This is a genomic window from Methanobrevibacter arboriphilus JCM 13429 = DSM 1125, from assembly GCF_002072215.1.
Classification (GTDB): Archaea; Methanobacteriota; Methanobacteria; order Methanobacteriales; family Methanobacteriaceae; genus Methanobinarius; species Methanobinarius arboriphilicus.
Map to the genome: position 1 here is coordinate 182,640 of NZ_JXMW01000001.1, position 18,281 is coordinate 200,920.

An 18,281-nucleotide genomic window follows, 5' to 3' on the forward strand; every position below is an offset into this window, starting at 1 on the left:
ATTTTCAATACCTAAAAATCTCTATAAATCAATAAACTAGTAATTGAATTAACCTATATCGTGTTTTTGTAAAAGTAAAAGTTCTTCAGTGGTAAGCTTTTTACCATGCTTAAACTTCTCAAAGATATCTTCTGCTTTTTCTTTTTCTTCACGATTTTTCTTTGTACTAGCTTGTTTTTCAGATTTTCTTCTTTTAGACTTGTTAGTTCCAAGTTCCTTATTAATAACATGAATTTCGCTTAAAACAACTTTAAATTCTTCATGTTTAGCTGATGCAGATTTTCTAGCTTCAACAAACTTTTTATGAGCCTCATCCGCTTTTGTTCTAATATCATCAGTTTTTCTAAAGTAATTAAGCATTTTTTCATGAAAATCTTGAGCTTGAGTAGATAATTCAACAACTTTAGCATGATGATCTTCAGAAATCTTTTTAAGATTTTGAGCTTCATCTTTAATTTTTTCATCTTCTTGAATGTCCATTAGTTGTTTTCTCAAATCATTAGCATTTTTTACCAATTGATTTTCTTTTTTAATGTCTAAAACTCGAGTTTCAATAATTTTATCTATTTTTTTAATTTCATTCTCAAGTTTTAATCTGTCTCTTCTTCCAGATGACCATTCAAGCTTTTTAAGTTCATCATTGACATTATCACGTAATTTTTTAGCTTCTTCAACAGATTTGTTAACTTCATTACGTTTATCTCTCAATTCAATAGCTAATTTAAGATTTTCTTTTAAATCATCGTTAAGTTCATCACGTATTTTACGTTGTTCTTTAGCTATTTTATTGAATTCTTCTCTTTCATCAGCTATTTTAGCAATGATTTCTTCTCTTTCGTCTTTTTGCTTTCTAACTCCTTCAGGAGTAGGAGCAAGATCAAAATCTACTTCAGGAAGTGCATCTTTTTTAGACTTTTTAGTTTTAGTTTTTGGTTCTTTATTAACTTTTTTAGAAGTTTTAACTTCCTCAGTAGCTTCCTCAGTAGCTTCCTCAGTAGCTTCCTCAGTAGCTTCCTCAGTAGCTTCCTCAGTAGCTTCCTCAGTAGCTTCCTCAGTAGCTTCCTCAGTAGCTTCCTCAGTAGCTTCCTCAGTAGCTTCCTCAGTAGCTTCCTCAGTAGCTTCCTCAGTAGCTTCCTCAGTAGCTTCCTCAGTAGCTTCCTCAGTAGCTTCCTCAGTAGCTTCCTCAGTAGCTTCAGAATTTAAATCATTTATAATATTTAAAACTTCCTTTAAATCTTTTTCTTCTAAAACTATGTCTGCAACTTCTTTAACTGCAGGTTTTGCATTAAATGCAATACCTACTTGTGCTATTTCCATCATGGAAATATCATTAGCACCATCACCCACAGCTATACATTCTTCAACAGAAATATCACTGCTTTCAATAATACTTTTAAGTACATCAGCTTTAGAACCTTCAACTAGAGGTCCAGTAACTTCTCCAGTAAGTTTTCCATCTTTTTCCTCTAATTTATTAGTAAATAAATAATCTAAATTGAGTTTCTCTTTTAAAGAATCAGCAATCAAATCAAAGCTACCACTTATAACAGCTACTTTATAGCCCTTATCTTTCAAACCTTTGATAGCATCTTCTGCTCCTTCCATGAGCTTCATTTCATTAGCTAAATTTTTAATATCTTCTACTGAAGCTCCTTCTAAAAGTTTAACTCTTTCTTTTATAGATGTTTCGAAGTCTAAATCACCATTCATTGCTTTTTCAGTGATTTCTGCAATTTGTTCTTGAACGTCTACTAATTTCCCGATCTCATCTATCGCTTCACCATCAATAATAACATTATCTAAGTCAAATACTACAAGTTTAATCAATCATATCACCAATTATATTAAGTCCAACTCGCTAAGTCGATCGTATGCCCTTTCTACTCCCAGCTTAGCATCATCTTTAGTTTTGGCACCAGTACAAACTACTTTACCTGATCCAAATAATAATAAAACAACTTTAGGGTCTTGTAAACGGTAAACTAAACCTGGAAATTGCTCAGGTTCATATTCCGTATTTTCTAATTCTAGAGCTACTGCATCTAGATTTAATGTTGCTTCCAAGTTGGCAGAAGCCACAATATTTTGAATTTTAATCTCAAATTCATGAGGGATATCTTTATCAACAGTCCTCATTAGATCAACAGTTTTATTTATAGCTAAAATAGAATCATCTATAGATTTAGCCCCAGTACAAACCAATTTTCCTGAACTGAAAATAAGTGCAGCAGTTTTAGGTTCTTTTAGTTTAAAAACTAATCCTGGAAACTGTTCTCGATTAAAATCAACTCCTTCTAAAGCTTTGGAAACTTCAGTTAATTCTATATCCTTTCCAATGGCCGCAGAAGCTACAATGTTCTCTATTTTAATATCAACATCGGTCAAGTTAAGATTCCTCCCAATCAAATTTTAAAAAATAGTAATAATTTACTTTATTTATTTTTTAATTTATATACTATATAAACCTATTTAAAAATTTCAGAATGAAAATTTTACAACAACAATTATAACAAGAATAATTATAACAAGAATTATATAATTATTATAATGATTGTAACTATTAAACATTTGAAAATTTTAATTTAAATCTATAAATATTTTAAATAAATAACTAAATAAATTGCTTAATATGTATATTTTAAATAAATATTTTAAAAATTATCATTTTTTAGCTCACTTATAAAGCAATATAAAGCAATAATAATACTTTAATACATAGTATTTAGATAAAGTCAATAATAGTATAAAAATTATTTTTAAAAATATTACAAAAGGTTATTACATTAAAATCCATACCATAAATAAAGAGTAAATATAAAAATACTTAAATACTAGTATAAATAGCTTACTATATTTTTATAAGTTTAATATATATTTCATCATATAAATATTTTGTATAAATATTTTATAAAAAATTTGTAACTTTATAAAAAATTTGTATAAAGATTTGTATAAATTATAGAATTTAGTAAAATAGGATTATTTAAAAGGTGATAAAATGATTGAAGTTGAAGTTAAAGCAAAAATAGATGACTTTAATTCTATTAAAAAAGATTTATATAATATTGGAGCTTTAGAAAGCCATACTGAACATCAAGAAGATATTTATTTTAATAGTCCTATAAAAGATTTTGCAGAAACCGATGAAGCATTAAGAATAAGGAAAGTTAGAACTAAGGATTCTATTGAAACATTTATAACATATAAAGGACCTAAAATTGATGATAAAAGTAAAACCAGAAAAGAAGTTGAAGTGAAAATTGAAGACCCAGAAAAGGTAGCAGATATATTTGAATCATTGGAATTTGTTAAAGCCTCAAAAGTTATTAAAAAAAGGATAATATATAAATTTGAACAATATATAATAAGCCTTGATGATGTTATTGGTTTAGAACCTTACATGGAAATTGAAACTGATATTGAAGAAGGTAATGATTATAAAGCCGAAATAGATAAAATATTTGAATTATTTAAAAAATTAAATATAACTGAAGGATTTGAAAGAACCTCTTATCTAGAATTATTAGATATTAAAAGAGAAAAGAATTAAAGTTAATATTAAAACAAAAAGATAATGATAATAATTAGAAATAATATTAGATTGAATAAAAATTAGAAATAATAGATTAAATAATAATTAGAATTTAATAGTAGGTTGAATAATGCCTATTTTAGTATATATTGATAACGATATTTCATTTAAATATAATGAAAATTGGATAAAAAAGTATAATTCTAATGATCCATTTTCTATTTTTGCTATGTATAATAATTTAAGTGAAAAAACAATTTTAGATATATCAAAAATCCCTATAAATTATAAAAATGGAAAAAATCATACAACTACTGATTATGAAGTATATACTAAACGATATATTATAAATACCTTTGATTCAGAGATCATAAAAACCAATAAAACAAAGATAGACGATATAGAAGCTTGTGATATTTGGGCTAAAAGAAGATTTAGAGATATGGAATTTGAAGAGAGATTTATTGGGTTTATAAAAAATCAGTATATTTATCAAATTAAACTATTAACTGATAAAGATTTAAACCTATTAATAGATGATATAGAAATAATATTGAATAGTTTTACTATTTTAAACAAGTCACATAATCCTCCAAATAGATTTAACAATCTTGAAATTGAGGAAATATTAGAAAAATCAAAATTATCAGACAAAAAAGCGATTATAAAAATATTGAAAAACTTACTAAAAATAATATTAATACTTTTAACATTTTTACTGATTTTTTTAATACTTGGAATATTTATAACTTAATAAATTATATTTTATATTAAATACTTTTATTAATAAATGTATATTTTATTAATAAATTCACGTCTAAAATATTTACTGAATTCAAGAGAATTATCTATGAAAAAAGAAAGATTAAACTATGAAAAAGAATGAATTATGAAAAAAGAGAGTTTAGAAAAGATATCTAATTTAAAAAAAAGAATATCTAGCTCACAAAATGTCGTTTTCTTTGGAGGAGCAGGAGTATCAACTGAAAGTGGGATTCCAGATTTCAGAGGAGAAGAAGAAATTTATAACACTATGAAAAAATATAGAGAATCCCCTGAAACTATACTATCTCATGACTACTTTATTTCAAATACAAGCTTATTTTATGAATATTATAAAGAAAATATAATCTATAAATATGCCAAACCTAAATATTCACATATAGGAATTAATAAACTTGAGAAAGAAGGTAAAATTAAAGCAATTATCACACAAAACATAGATGGTCTTCACCAAAAAGCAGGAAGTAAAAATGTTTTAGAGCTTCATGGTAATATCTTAAAAAATTATTGTGTAAATTGTAATACCAAATACAATCTGGATTATATTGTAGATTCAAAAAATGTACCAATTTGCAAATATTGTGGAGAAATAATAACCTGATATAGTTCTATATCAAGAACCACTAAAAGAAGAAATTATTAATAAAGCTATTGAATTCATAACGGAAGCTGATCTACTAATTATTGGAGGAACATCTCTTGTTGTTTATCCTGCAGCAGGACTTATCCAACATTTCAAAGGAAAAAATTTAGTTTTAATCAATAAAACAATGACATCATATGATAATTATGCTAATTTAGTAATAAATGAACCTATAGGAGAAGTTTTTAAAAAAATAATATAAAAAATGAATTTAAAAGAATTTATATACTGAAAAAATAACAATGTAAAAGTATGAGATATAGAACCATGGGATAAGATATTATTGATTAAAATAATTAAACAATCAAGAAGATGAAACTAATTAAACCAATTATAATACTTAAATCAATATTAAAAAAATCAATATGATAATGAGTCAATTATTATACTTCCTCTAAATCAAAATCTATAGATTCTTCAATAATTTCAATTTTATCAAGTTTATTATCAGATTTATAGACTAAAATTTCTACACCTTCAGTATATGCCTTAGAAAGAGTTTTACTAAAATCTATATCTGTTTCCCAATTAGGTCTAAAACTGTTACCATTAGGATGTTGGATTAAAAAGAAAACAACTGCCCTATGACCTTCTTTTTTTAGTTTTATTAGTTTTTGAAGATGTTTTCGTCCTCGTTCAGTTGGAGCATCTGGAAATATAGCTATATTATTATTAACTAATGTAACGCCTTTTACTTCCACATAACAATCCTCATATTCATTAGCTAGATATATATCTATTCTTGAATTTTCAACACTTTTTTCTCTTTCAACAATGCCATAATTTAAAAGTTCCTTTATTTTACCATCTAAAATAGATTTATATACAATTTCATTAGCTTGCTGAGAATAAATAGAAACAAGAGCCCCCTCATTTTCTACAAAATGAAGTGAATATTTTGTTTTCCTTTTTGGATTGTTGCTAGGCAATAAATAAACAGTTGCCCCTTGGACTAAAAGTTCTTTACATCTTCCAGTATTTGGAACATGAGCAATTTCTAAATTTCCATCAATTTCAACTTCTGCTATAAAACGATTCGGTCTAGATCTAAATACAGCTTTTATATAATCGTTCATAATATTACTCACATATGTATACTAATAGATATACTACTAAATACCACTAATATATTATCACTAATCTACTACTAATATATTACTAATATATTACTAGTATAGTATTACAGTAGAAATAAGCTTAAAAAATCTATGAAAATGAAGTTAAGGTAAAGATAGCAAAATTAAATTCTAAATATAATATAAAGAATCAATAAAAAAAAATATAGAATCAAATATTCTAGAATCAATATATATTTTCCATCAATATACCTAAAAATTCAGATAAATGACTTGCTAAAAAGCCATTGCCATATTGTTCTTTAGCAAAATCTCCTGCTTTACCATTTAAATAAGTAGCTAAAGCACCTGCATCATAACTATTCAAACCTTGAGATAAAAGACTTGTAGCTATGCCTGCTAAAGAATCACCAGTACCTCCAACAGTCATTCCAGAATTTCCAGTTCTGTTAATTCTAAAACTAATTCCATTGAAAATTAAATCATACTTTCCTTTTAATACAAGAGTACCATTTATATTTCTTGTTATACCTTGTAAAACAGATATTTTTTCATTAAATTTATCAAAATCCTTATCAAAATTAGAAACATTAGATAAATTATTTAAATCGTCAATAGAATCATTGAAAAATATTTTTAATTCATTTAAATGAGGAGTAACAATCAAATTATCTTTATCTTTTATTAAAAGAGGATTAACTAATTTTAAAGCATCTGCATCAAGAACAATAGGAATATCTATTTTTTTAACCAAAATATTAAATAATTTTCCAGTTTCTTCATTTAATCCTGCTCCAGGACCTATTAAAATCGCATCAATATTATTTTCATTAATAATAGTCATTATTTCATCTAAATTATCCAAATTTAAATAATCTTTACTTCCATTATCATTATTTAAACCTTTAACAATTAAATCAGGCGATTCTTGTTTAATGGCTAAACTTGTAGATTCCGGAGTGGCGATATAAACTAAATCAGCACCACTAGACATAGCAGATAAACCAGCGATCGTTGGAGCCCCATGATAATCTTTGTTTCCTCCAACTATTAGTATTCTTCCATTATTACCTTTATGAGAAGTATCAATCCTATTTTTTAGCCTAATCAAATCACCATTACCAACAAATATTTCAGCTTCTATAGGAATTCCAATATCACAAATTACAAGCCCACCAACTAATGATTCGTTACTAAAACTAGCTTTTTTAACACCAGTTTTTACTTTATGAAATGTTATTGTATATTCTGGCTTTACAGCTATATCATTGATTTTACCAGTTAATGGATCCATTCCAGAAGGAACATCGATAGATATCTTTAAAGCATTTGAATTATTTATTACTTCAATAGATTTTTTAACTTTTTTTCTCAAATCCCCTTTGATTCCAGTTCCTAAAATCCCATCTATAATAATATACTCACTGAAACTCTCTGATTTAGCTAGTTCTATATTATCAATATCATTAGAATCATTTAATTCAGTGATATTTAACCTTGAAATGCGAGGAACCATATTTTCCAAAATTTCAAAGTTAATTTGAGCATCTATTGATTTAATATCTTTTGGAGAAGTAAGCATGAAGATTTCTACTTCAAAACCACGGTTCAGAAGATGTCTTGCAGCTACAAACCCATCACCTGCATTACCACCAGAACCTGTAAATATTGCTATTTTAACTGGTTTTGAAAATGTAAATGTAGATATCGTAGCTATCTCATCTGACAAACATTTACCTGCATTCTCCATTAAACATAATCTTGATAGACCTAGATCTTCACAATTTATATCTGTTACCACCATATCAATAGGATCCATTTTTAAATCTCCAATCTAAATAATATTATTAAAGCAAATTATAATATCATGAACAAGTATCATAAGCAATATAACCATAAGATACTTTATAAACAATAGTAGTTAATTTTATAAACGATTTAACTTTTATTAGTATATAATTAAAGTATTTTATAAGCAATATAATTCTATTTCATATATTAGTATAATATATTTAGTATAATTATTATCTATATTTATTATCTATATTATTATGATATAAATTATTTTATATTCATGAAACTATTTTATATTATTCATGAAATTTTATATTATACAATTGTTTTATTATTCATAGAAGTAATATATTTAGAAATAATATATTCATTTATTAATAGAACTAATTATATTAATAGAACTAATATAATCATGAATATATCAATGAAAAAAATATAAAGACTACTAAAATATTTATAATTATGAAAAAATTATACAAAAATTATAAATTAAAAATATAATTAAAAATATAATTAAAAACTAATATAAAAATAATTATTATAAAAATAAAATAAAAATTATTAAGAATTATTAAAAATAATAAAACTAAAAATAATATAAATAAATAATTAAATATAAAAAATAAATATTAATATCCATTTACTAAAATATCAACCTTACCAGTAATCGGATCCATAATAAGGCCATGAACAGGAACATCATCAGGAATAAGAGGAGAACTCTTAATTTTATTAACTCCATTTATTACATTTGACTCTTCGCTATCAATAGATCCAATCCAATCTTCAATATCTATTTTAGCTATTTCTTCAGGATATATTCCTCTTTCTAACATTATTGATTTTAATTTTTCTCCATCAACATTAGACATACCACAATCATAATGCCCAACTAAAATAACTTCTTTAGAACCTAAAGCAAATATAGCTGCTGCAATAGAACGTATAACATCACGATCTAAAACATTATTACCTGCATTTTTGATTATTTTTGCATCACCACGACTTATACCCATAGCTTTTTCTAAAAAACCATCAGTAAGCCGTGTATCCATACAAGCAACAATAGCTAATTTTTTTTGAGGTATATGGGATAATTTACTCCCTTCAAATTCATCAACAAATTCTTTATTATATTCTACTATTTCATTAAGTAACATGACAAACCCACATTAAAAAATTAGTTATTAAAATATATAAATTATTCTAATTAACATTTAACAAAATTTGTAAAAATATAATTAAAAGAATATGGTTAAGAAAATGTTAAAAATAATTTGAGAATAAGTAAAAGTAAGTTAAAAATAGATTAAAAATAGGTTAAAATATATTAAAATAGGTTAAAAATAATTTAATAAACTAAAATAAAAAATGAAAAAATAAAAAATGGAAAATGTAAAAATAAAAAATTTAAAAAATAAAGATTTATTTAACAAATATTAATAAATACCTTAAAAACACATTATAAATCAAAATAACTATAAATGTATTTATCTAATAGATCTAATTAAAATAAATCTCTTAAATTAATCTTATAAGCACCTAAGTTTCCACCATAGTTACCTGCACTGATTTCTTTAACTCCTGGAATTGTACAAGCAGCTTTTATTCCTTGTTTCATAGCTTCTCTTACAGATTCTTCATCAATACCATCAATAACTATTTCATAGATACCATTTACATCTTTTCTAATTTCACTTTCTACAACTTCTTCTTTTAAAGAAACACACATTTTCTCATTTGTAGAAGCATTTAAGAAATTATATTCATTACATCCTACTTTAGATCCAGAAGCAACAATTCCACCAGGGAAAGGAGTGATTGTTCCAGGTACTTCATAAATCGCATCAACAGCTGCTTCAGCAGCCACAAGAGCATTCATCTGACTATCAGCAAGTATAAAGAAGTTTCCTCCAGCAACACCATCTTTCATTCCAAAATCAGACTCAACTAAAAAGTCACCAGACATAATAGGGATAGATTGAACGGTTCTTCCACCAACTTCAACTTCCTTCTCATACCCATCACCGAAAAATTTCAATTTGAAACCAGCTTTTAATACTTCTTCAGTATCTTCTAATGCATTGAATACAGCAGTAGTCGGAGCAGTTAATATTCCCATACCAATTCTTTCAAGAAGTTCATGATCTAACTTTTTTTTACCAGAGTTACAAATCATTATAGTGTAACCAGGTCTTCCATCAGGAGTTTCAAGTGGAGAAACATAACCATCAATTCCAGCTTCAGCAGGACATCCAATTACAGAAGTACCATAACCAGTAGCCTCAGTAGCTGCTACAAGAGCTAATTTTTTAGTTGCTGCAGTTACGAGTAATCTAGAAACTTTTATTCCAAAAGCTTCCGCATAAGTATCTTTTATATCTACACCATTTAATTGCATAAATTTCACCAATTTAGAATTTCATTTATTATAAAATAAAGTTTTCTATTTAACTTTAGTCTAATTAATTTATTCTATTAATTTTTAATCAAATATTCCGTTAATAATTTATTATTTAAAATATATTTTATTTAAAATATTATTGATTTTATTATTTATTCTGTTATTTATTTTGTTATTTATATTTTATTTAAAATGTTATTATTTTTTTATTTAAAGTGTTATTTATTATTGTGAGTATTAATTATTTTAAGTTAATTATTTTAAGCATAATTTATTCAGGTTTCATTTCTTCTTCATCAATATCTTCAATATAATCTAACTCGTCAATAATTTCTTTAGCTGTTTTTTCTTCACTAATACTAGTAGTACCTATCTTATCAAGAACAGAAGAGCCATAATGAGGAAGTATAGCAAATCCAATCATTGTTGGCATCCAAAAAGATATAAGTCTCTCAATAACAGTTGCTGCTGCACTTATAGAAGGGGGAATTCCTGCTGAACTATAAAAAAGAATCATAACTCCATCAACGGCACCAATACCTCCAGGAAGTAAAGGAATCATACCAATTAAACTAGCAACAATAAAGACTTCACCTATTAAAATTGGATCTACATTAGCACCGAAAGCTAAAAAAACTACAAAAACACGTGCTATTTCAACAGCCCAAATAAAAAAAGAAAGAGGTAAACCATAATAAAGAATCATTTTATCAGCTAACATTCTTTTCATAGTTTTTTGAAATCCTGCAATAGCTTTAATAACTTTATTTTCTAATGTTTCAGGATCAATTTTTTTGTAAAAAATTTTAATAATGCGAACAATCCATGCTGTAATCTTTTCTCCAGCTTTTTGATTTATTGACATATATACTAAAAGAATAAAAGCAATTGTAATAACTATAACTGAGATGATTAAAATTGATAAAATTAATTTGCTTAATGAAAAATATACCATAACAGCAATTATAGTAATCACTGCAAGTACAAGAAAAGGAAATGTATCCAATGCCCTATCAGCTATTACTGTAGCGAAAGTCTCTTCAGTTGGTTTATTAACATGTTTAGAAAGTATATATGCCCTAACTGGTTCACCACCACCACGACCACTAGGAGTTATATTATTAATCGCCATGCCAACTAAAACCATTGGAATGATCTCTTTAACTGTTGTATTAATGTTGGCAGTTTTATTTACTATATTCCACCGAAGTGCATACAGATAAAAAATGAAAAACTGAATTAATATAGCTAATAAAATAAACCAAAAATTAGCTAACTTAAGAGCATCGATTACCTGGTCTATGCCAATAAAATATAGCATAACTCCCATTATTGCTAAGCCAATAGCTAAAAATATAACAGTTTTATGTTTCATAAGCACATCACATCATATACACAGTTAAACATTATATTTAATATGTTATACGTCTATAAAAAAAATATCTTTTTAATAAATTATCATTACTTTTTAATAAATTATCATTATATAATATAATTATATAAATATATTATATTCACAATCTTTATTAATTTATAATTTTATAAGTATAGCTTTTATAACTTTATAAATTCATTTATATATTTATATAATAAATAATCATTATAAATAAATTATTATTTAAATAAAAAATAATAGATTAAATATTATTAAAAAATTTAATAGATATTATAGAATTACTAGATTAAATATTATTATAAAGATTAATATAAAAAAAGATTAATATAAAAGAAAAGCTTATTATAAAAACAATTATAATTTTATTATAAATTAAATACTTTATAAAATAAATAGTAATAAAGCAAAATAACATTATATGTATTATCTCTATAAACAAATTTTATTATTTAAAATATTATTCTCAATCTAAAATAGATAATATTTTAAAATATTCTAAAGTATTCTAAAATATTTTATATACTATTCTATGATTAATATTAACTAATCAATATTTATAATAAATATTTTAATGTTATGTTATAAAAAAAATGCTATAAAATAGAAATATTTATATATGTCAAAAAACATTGTATTAATAATGCATAAAATAGATAATATATACATAGGTTTTATTCTGAATTAATTAAATTTTTTCTTAAAATAATATAAGACATTAAAAATAAAATTGAATATAAATTCATACTAATTTTACTGAATATAGATTCATACTTTTTTAATTAATTATTTTATTACATAATTTAAATTGGTTGTATGATAAATTTTTATGTTATTACTACTTTTGCATTGAAGTTAAGGATTAGTGATATCTAATCCAAAACTAGGTGTTATTAAAATGTTTGAAGATAGTTATAATAGACAAGAAGAATTCTCTTGCCCAGTAGAAGTCGGTACAGAGTATGATGTTAAAATAGAAGACCAAGGTAAAACTGGCGACGGTATTGCTAGAGTAGATGGGTTTGTTATATTCATTCCTGGAACCGAAGTTGGTCAAGAAGTAAAAGTAAAAGTCAATGCAACCCGCAGAAAGTTCGCTTTCGGAGAAGTAGTAGAATAATATTACTTCATTGATTTTATAAAATAATAAAATGATAAATATGAATTAATAAAGTATTAGTACATTATTACTAATATTTATTAATATATTTGTTATTATTATTTTACAAGGAATTATAATCATAAAGCTATATTATAATATATAAAATTTAATAATATACCTTAACATTGTTAAATTAAAATATTATTAAATTTTATATATTAGATGAAATTACATTAAAATGGATAAATATTAAAATCCATAATAAATACTCAATAGACTAAATAATCCTACTTATTTTTAATATAAATTAAACTAGCTAATTTAAATCAGTAATTTAAAAAATTTTATTTGATCTGATTTTAATATTTTGATTTTAAACAGTTTTCTATTTTTAATTTTAATTATATTTTTATATTTTTTATTCATTTAGATACTATTATAAACAATATTTTATGCTTATTCTAAATGATATATACTTATTATAAAATATATGATTATTCTAAACAATTATGCAATGATATGTAAATATTAGGATAATATTAAATCTTAAGATAAATGTCAAATTTTTAAATATATTAAATCTGTAAATATATTTGAGATATGAATTAAGATAATTATAATATAATTAATAAAATAATAAGATATTTATATATAAAAATCAAATGATTAAAGATGAAATATATTACCCGAAGAGATATTTATATAGCATTATATTATCTAGGTAAAGTAATGCAAGGAGTAGGAATAGTAATACTATTACCAATAATTATTGCCTTAATATATAGAGAACATATTTATCTTTTAGGGTTTATAATACCTTCTTTGATATCATTAGGTGTGGGAACATTACTTGGAAGAATAAATCCTAAATGTAATCGAGTTAGGTTGAAACATGGGATGATTGTATCCTCATTAGCTTGGCTTTGGGCTGCATTTATTGGAGCTCTAGTAATGTACATATGTTTAGATATTTCATTCATAAATGCTTTTTTTGAGAATATGTCTGCTTGGACAGGAAGTGGATTTACAATATTCCAAGATGTAGAAATCTTACCAAACTCCATACTATTTCTTAGAAGCCTTGAACAGTGGGTAGGGGGATTGGGAGTTGTTGTTATAATGATTGGAGTTTTAATCCATTCAGGAACCGCTGCATCTCGTCTTTATAAATCTGAAGCTAGAGAAGACAGAATAAAACCCAGTATAGCCAACACATTAAAAAAGATTCTCCAAATATATTTAATTTACACAATTATAGGAACTTTATTATTTATTATAGTTGGAATGCCAGTTTTTGATGCTGTAAACAATACATTTACTGCAATATCTACTGGAGGAATGTCTATTAAGAATATTAATATGGGTTTTTATAATAATGATTTATTTTATATAATATCCATGATTATGATGATAATTGGGGCAACTAGTTTTCTATCTCACTATCAAGCAATTAAAACAAGAGGAAAATCGATCTTTAGTGACATACAGTTTAAAGCTATGATAGGAGTAATAATTGTTGCAAGTCTTTTATTAATATTAGCTAATAACATACTCCCTATAGATGCTATTTATAGTGTAGTGTCTGCTATAACAACAACAGGAGCAAGTATAAATCCTTCTGGATATTTTACAGATTATAATGCATTTATAAAAGTTATTATAATAGTTCTTATGTTTATAGGTGGTGCAGCAGGTTCTACTGTTGGTGCAGTAAAAATAATCAGAGTAATCACCTTACTAAGAGGAATATACAAAAATATAATAAATATAATTTCTCCAGAAGGACGAGTAATAAATATGGAACTATCTAACAAAAATTTAAAAGAAACTCAAGTTAGAGAAGCAAGTTCATATATCTCTCTTTATCTGATATTCATTGTTATTGGTTGGTCTGTATTAGTATTCTATGGTTATGATGGAATGAACTCTTTATTTGAAATAGTTTCTGCACAGGGAAATGTAGGACTGAGTGTCGGAATTGTGAATGGAGAAATGCCTATTGGAGCTAAAATAATTACAATATTTAACATGTGGATAGGTCGTCTGGAAATAATACCCGTACTAGTAATTTTAAGAAGTTTTATTGAAATATTTAAAGGAGTAATTCCTAAAAAAACTTATTAAAATAAATAAAAAATATTCTAAAATTAATAATAACAAAAAAGCTTATTAACATCAATAAACATAGACTTAAAATCATTGTCAAATTAAAATTATAAAAAATTATAAATTTAATAATTTATTATAAAAATTACAAAATATTATTAAAAATATTATAAATTATTATAAATTATTATAAAAAATTATTAATATCAGTGTATAATAATCAAGGTGTTTGAATGTATGTTATTATAATGGGAGGTGGGCGTGTAGGACTCACACTTGCAGACCTTCTAATAAATGATGGTTATGATATTACTCTAATCGAAAATAGTGAAAATTTATGTAATGATGCAGCTGCAGAATTAGATGCATTAATAATCTGTGGAAATGGTACTGATACAAAAACATTAGAAGAAGCCAATATACAAGATGCTGATTTTTTTGTAGCAGCTACTGGAAATGATGAAGCTAATCTTCTTTCATCTATATTAGTTAAAGATTATGGAATACCTAAAATAATAGCTAGAGTAAGTAACCCTGATCACGAAGAAGCTTTCAGAAAAGTTGGAATAGATGATGTAATAAGTCCTGAAATAACAGCAGCAGGTTTTCTTGAAAAGATTATAACCCGCCCCAATGTAGCTGATTTAACTGCTTTTGGAAAAGGCAATGCAGAAATCCTTGATATGATTATAGAAAATGAGAAAGTTACTGGTAAAAAAGTATCTGATGTTTCTCCAACTGATGATTACATGATAATTGCTACCTATCATGGAGGTAAGTTAACTATTCCAAAACCTGATACAGTCTTAAACAAAGGGAATAAAATCTCAATACTTGTAAAAAGAGGTAACTTTAAAAAAGCGGCTAAAAAATTCATGAAATAGATAATAAAATGAAATAGATAAAATTAAATAATAAAATAATAAAATCAAATAAATAGTTAATAACATTGAATAAAGATTAATAAAATAAATGGTTATCAATATATAAATAGTTAATATCAAGTAAATAATTAAGAATATTTTATATTTAGATTATATGATTAGACAATATAACAATCATCTAATATAATGTGTGTTATACATTGTGATTTATATGATATAATCATATAGATAGATGATATAGTAGATATAATATATAGATGTAAGATATTTAATATTATTAAAAATTAAACAGCACATGAAAATATCATAATAATCATTGCTTAAACAATAAGTTAATTACTTTTTTAAATTTAAAATGATGAAACTATTAATTAAATCAAGGATAAGTAAAATAGTAAAATTGAAATAAAAATAAGAGAAATATTTTAATATTTTTTTGTCATTAATTATTATTCAAACATTTGGAAATAATATTAACTAGAAATAATAGTTATAAATAATAAGTAGGAATAATATTTATAAATAATAATTAGGAATAATAGTTATGAATAATAACTAATATCCTTGAAACATTTGTCTTGCTAGTTCTATATGTCTTTTACCATTATTAACCCAAGGACCATGTCCAGGTAAGAGATATTTTACATCTAATTTGCTCAATCTATCAATAGATTCAGCCATATCATTAGAATTTCCACCAATATCTATTCTACCAAAACCACCATTAGAAAAAACTGTATCTCCGGAAATAAGTATTTCACCATCCCAAAGAGAAATTCCTCCACTAGTATGGCCTGGAGTATGAAGAACTTCAAAGTTTGATATTTTATCTCCTTCTTTAAGTTCTATATCAACATCATTTCTCCTAATAGATTCTCCGAAAATAAAGCCTGCGGTTGATGAAAGATCTCCAGATCTAATTGATTCAGCATCATTTTCATGAATAAGAACCTTAGCATTAGGAAATAAATAATTTCCACCAACGTGATCAAAGTGACAATGTGTATTTACAATCATAGATATATCATCAATACTATAGTTAGCTTCTTTAATTTTTTGATATAAATAATCTTTTTTTATACCAGTTCCAGTATCGATTAATATATCATCAAACAAATAACAATTAGAGTCAGCCCCAAAGCCTTCAATACAAAAAATATTTTTTATTTTTTCCATAAAAATCCTCAATAATATTCATAATGATATTCAATATAATAATACTAATACATAATTATATAATAATACAACTTATAATAATATAATGTATAATAATACTATATATAATACTCGTCACAATTATAATATATATAGTTTAATAATATTGCATACTAGTTAAAATTAAAATAACAATTTAAACCATTTAAAAGCAAGCAATTAAATTATTATATATTTTAATTATTATCTAATTTAATATTTAAATAGATTTTGAAAATAATCATCAATGAAAATTAGCTATTATTTTTAAAAATAGTCCTTAGTAAAAAATAAATAAATGGGGTCACAGGGATTTGAACCCCGATCCTGGGATTTCTCATGTCTCAGTACTCCAATTGATCATCATACTATACGATGTTGATCATCATACTGTCAGTTACGCGTTTTTTTCTTCAAAGACAACTGGAGTCCCAGATGATGCCAGATTACACTATAACCCCAACTACAAAACAAAAATGAACATTGTAATGGTTTTTTATAATAAATTTGAAGCCAAGGGAGAGATTTGAACTCCCGTGTAATGGATCTGCAGTCCACCGCTTCGCCGCTAAGCTACCTTGGCAACATTGAAAGTTTAGTTTAACTTAATATTTAAATGTTTTGATAAAATTTAGAATAATGAATATTTCATAAAATATTAAAAATAAGCTAATAAATTGAATTAGAGATTAATCCCATTAAAAATAGTAACAATGATAAATTAACTAAAATATCCATTAATACTAAAAAATAAGCCATTAAAATGATAAAAAGGAATTTAATTAAATTGATTAAGTTTGATTTATATTAACCATATTATAAGATACATAGTTATATTTCTAAAATTTAATTTGTTTATCGATACCTATAATTTCATCTAGTTCTAGACCATTTTTCAAAGCTACATCTTTTTCTATCTTATAATTATTACTTCTAGTTCTATCTATTTTCTCTGGAGATAAAAATAGCCATTTTGTATATTTAAATTTAATTCCTAAAAAAGGAGATGCTCCAAAAATATCACAAAATTCACAAAGAGCATCAATCTGAGGAGAATCAATGTAAATTTTATCTTTAGTAGTAGTTTTGACCTCAATTGCAAGATATAATTTTCCATTGCCTGCTAAAACATCTGGAAGAGGTCTTTTGGTAGCTCCACCTGACGCTGGAGCTCTCATAGCTGCAAAATCCTTTTCCCATAATTTGTGAACTAAATCTCTTTCTTCTGCTGAACCTTTTTTAGCCATCTTACCAACACAGCAATATTATAATAAATATTATAATATAATTCTATAATAATAATAATTATAGAATAATCTTATAATAACATGATAATTAATGAAATAATCCTAATGAAATAAACAGTTTAA

Annotated in this window: 16 protein-coding genes and 2 tRNA genes; 7 read left to right on the top strand and 11 right to left on the bottom strand. The window is 24.8% G+C overall.

All coding sequences use genetic code 11. The features are described 5' to 3' along the window. Nucleotides 1-48: 48 nt before the first annotated feature. Both serB and MBBAR_RS00840 read right to left on the bottom strand, forming a co-directional pair. Nucleotides 49-1,827: a phosphoserine phosphatase SerB gene (gene serB, locus MBBAR_RS00835; RefSeq protein ID WP_080459394.1), complete on the bottom strand. Its 1,779-nt coding sequence runs from the start codon at nt 1,825-1,827 to the stop codon at nt 49-51. A gap of 12 nt (nt 1,828-1,839) precedes the next feature. After that, nucleotides 1,840-2,385, bottom strand: coding sequence for a TATA-box-binding protein (locus MBBAR_RS00840; RefSeq protein WP_080459395.1), 546 nt, complete (start codon nt 2,383-2,385; stop codon nt 1,840-1,842). A gap of 613 nt (nt 2,386-2,998) precedes the next feature. Between MBBAR_RS00840 and cyaB the strand changes: the two genes are divergently transcribed. From cyaB to MBBAR_RS10745, 4 genes are all read left to right on the top strand, one after another. Further along, a complete protein-coding gene (gene cyaB / locus MBBAR_RS00845; RefSeq protein ID WP_080459396.1) occupies nt 2,999-3,550 on the top strand; it encodes a class IV adenylate cyclase in 552 nt (183 codons plus the stop codon). Between the two features lie 112 nt (nt 3,551-3,662). Continuing rightward, entirely contained in the window at nt 3,663-4,286 is a 624-nt protein-coding gene (locus MBBAR_RS00850; protein ID WP_080459397.1) for a hypothetical protein, read from the top strand. Between the two features lie 135 nt (nt 4,287-4,421). Continuing rightward, nucleotides 4,422-4,916, top strand: coding sequence for an SIR2 family NAD-dependent protein deacylase (locus MBBAR_RS00855; protein ID WP_249025000.1), 495 nt, complete (start codon nt 4,422-4,424; stop codon nt 4,914-4,916). Between the two features lie 49 nt (nt 4,917-4,965). Next, the gene (locus MBBAR_RS10745) at nt 4,966-5,160 is read left to right on the top strand and encodes a hypothetical protein (RefSeq protein ID WP_449288496.1); all 195 of its coding nucleotides are present in this window, start codon (nt 4,966-4,968) and stop codon (nt 5,158-5,160) included. A 181-nt stretch (nt 5,161-5,341) separates the two neighbouring features. Here the strand turns inward: MBBAR_RS10745 and sfsA are convergent, their stop codons facing one another. The 5 genes from sfsA to MBBAR_RS00880 form a co-directional block, all read right to left on the bottom strand. Beyond that, complete coding sequence (sfsA, locus tag MBBAR_RS00860) at nt 5,342-6,034, bottom strand: DNA/RNA nuclease SfsA (RefSeq protein ID WP_080459398.1); 693 nt, start codon at nt 6,032-6,034, stop codon at nt 5,342-5,344. Nucleotides 6,035-6,260: 226 nt separating this feature from the next. After that, complete coding sequence (locus tag MBBAR_RS00865; protein ID WP_080459399.1) at nt 6,261-7,853, bottom strand: NAD(P)H-hydrate dehydratase; 1,593 nt, start codon at nt 7,851-7,853, stop codon at nt 6,261-6,263. Nucleotides 7,854-8,457: 604 nt separating this feature from the next. After that, entirely contained in the window at nt 8,458-8,988 is a 531-nt protein-coding gene (locus tag MBBAR_RS00870; RefSeq protein WP_080459400.1) for a beta-class carbonic anhydrase, read from the bottom strand. Nucleotides 8,989-9,335: 347 nt separating this feature from the next. Further along, complete coding sequence (fhcD, locus tag MBBAR_RS00875) at nt 9,336-10,229, bottom strand: formylmethanofuran--tetrahydromethanopterin N-formyltransferase (protein ID WP_080459401.1); 894 nt, start codon at nt 10,227-10,229, stop codon at nt 9,336-9,338. A 274-nt stretch (nt 10,230-10,503) separates the two neighbouring features. Further along, on the bottom strand, nt 10,504-11,607 hold the full coding sequence (locus MBBAR_RS00880; protein WP_080459402.1) for a UPF0104 family protein: 1,104 nt from the start codon (nt 11,605-11,607) through the stop codon (nt 10,504-10,506). Between the two features lie 916 nt (nt 11,608-12,523). Between MBBAR_RS00880 and MBBAR_RS00885 the strand changes: the two genes are divergently transcribed. From MBBAR_RS00885 to MBBAR_RS00895, 3 genes are all read left to right on the top strand, one after another. Next, nucleotides 12,524-12,745, top strand: a complete 222-nt coding sequence (locus MBBAR_RS00885) for a TRAM domain-containing protein (protein ID WP_042702324.1) — start codon at nt 12,524-12,526, stop codon at nt 12,743-12,745. Nucleotides 12,746-13,399: 654 nt separating this feature from the next. Further along, nucleotides 13,400-14,851, top strand: coding sequence for a TrkH family potassium uptake protein (locus MBBAR_RS00890; protein ID WP_080459403.1), 1,452 nt, complete (start codon nt 13,400-13,402; stop codon nt 14,849-14,851). A gap of 215 nt (nt 14,852-15,066) precedes the next feature. After that, the gene (locus MBBAR_RS00895) at nt 15,067-15,717 is read left to right on the top strand and encodes a potassium channel family protein (protein ID WP_080459404.1); all 651 of its coding nucleotides are present in this window, start codon (nt 15,067-15,069) and stop codon (nt 15,715-15,717) included. 555 nt (nt 15,718-16,272) lie between these two features. Here the strand turns inward: MBBAR_RS00895 and MBBAR_RS00900 are convergent. The 4 genes from MBBAR_RS00900 to hjc form a co-directional block, all read right to left on the bottom strand. Further along, the gene (locus MBBAR_RS00900; RefSeq protein ID WP_080459405.1) at nt 16,273-16,893 is read right to left on the bottom strand and encodes an MBL fold metallo-hydrolase; all 621 of its coding nucleotides are present in this window, start codon (nt 16,891-16,893) and stop codon (nt 16,273-16,275) included. Between the two features lie 317 nt (nt 16,894-17,210). Beyond that, a tRNA-Trp gene (locus MBBAR_RS10145) sits at nt 17,211-17,372 on the bottom strand. Between the two features lie 50 nt (nt 17,373-17,422). Next, nucleotides 17,423-17,494, bottom strand: a tRNA-Cys gene (locus MBBAR_RS00905). A gap of 256 nt (nt 17,495-17,750) precedes the next feature. Further along, the gene (gene hjc, locus MBBAR_RS00910; RefSeq protein ID WP_080459406.1) at nt 17,751-18,158 is read right to left on the bottom strand and encodes a Holliday junction resolvase Hjc; all 408 of its coding nucleotides are present in this window, start codon (nt 18,156-18,158) and stop codon (nt 17,751-17,753) included. Between the last annotated feature and the right edge of the window lie 123 nt (nt 18,159-18,281).

Coding starts and splice junctions, on each gene's coding strand:
- MBBAR_RS00865 (WP_080459399.1), bottom strand. CDS start 7,853: ATGGATCCTATTGATATGGTGGTAACAGATATAAATTGTGAAGATCTA.
- MBBAR_RS00895 (WP_080459404.1), top strand. CDS start 15,067: ATGTATGTTATTATAATGGGAGGTGGGCGTGTAGGACTCACACTTGCA.
- MBBAR_RS00880 (WP_080459402.1), bottom strand. CDS start 11,607: ATGAAACATAAAACTGTTATATTTTTAGCTATTGGCTTAGCAATAATG.
- sfsA (WP_080459398.1), bottom strand. CDS start 6,034: ATGAACGATTATATAAAAGCTGTATTTAGATCTAGACCGAATCGTTTT.
- MBBAR_RS00885 (WP_042702324.1), top strand. CDS start 12,524: ATGTTTGAAGATAGTTATAATAGACAAGAAGAATTCTCTTGCCCAGTA.
- MBBAR_RS00850 (WP_080459397.1), top strand. CDS start 3,663: ATGCCTATTTTAGTATATATTGATAACGATATTTCATTTAAATATAAT.
- MBBAR_RS00890 (WP_080459403.1), top strand. CDS start 13,400: ATGAAATATATTACCCGAAGAGATATTTATATAGCATTATATTATCTA.
- MBBAR_RS00900 (WP_080459405.1), bottom strand. CDS start 16,893: ATGGAAAAAATAAAAAATATTTTTTGTATTGAAGGCTTTGGGGCTGAC.
- fhcD (WP_080459401.1), bottom strand. CDS start 10,229: ATGCAATTAAATGGTGTAGATATAAAAGATACTTATGCGGAAGCTTTT.
- MBBAR_RS00870 (WP_080459400.1), bottom strand. CDS start 8,988: ATGTTACTTAATGAAATAGTAGAATATAATAAAGAATTTGTTGATGAA.
- hjc (WP_080459406.1), bottom strand. CDS start 18,158: ATGGCTAAAAAAGGTTCAGCAGAAGAAAGAGATTTAGTTCACAAATTA.
- MBBAR_RS00855 (WP_249025000.1), top strand. CDS start 4,422: ATGAAAAAAGAGAGTTTAGAAAAGATATCTAATTTAAAAAAAAGAATA.
- cyaB (WP_080459396.1), top strand. CDS start 2,999: ATGATTGAAGTTGAAGTTAAAGCAAAAATAGATGACTTTAATTCTATT.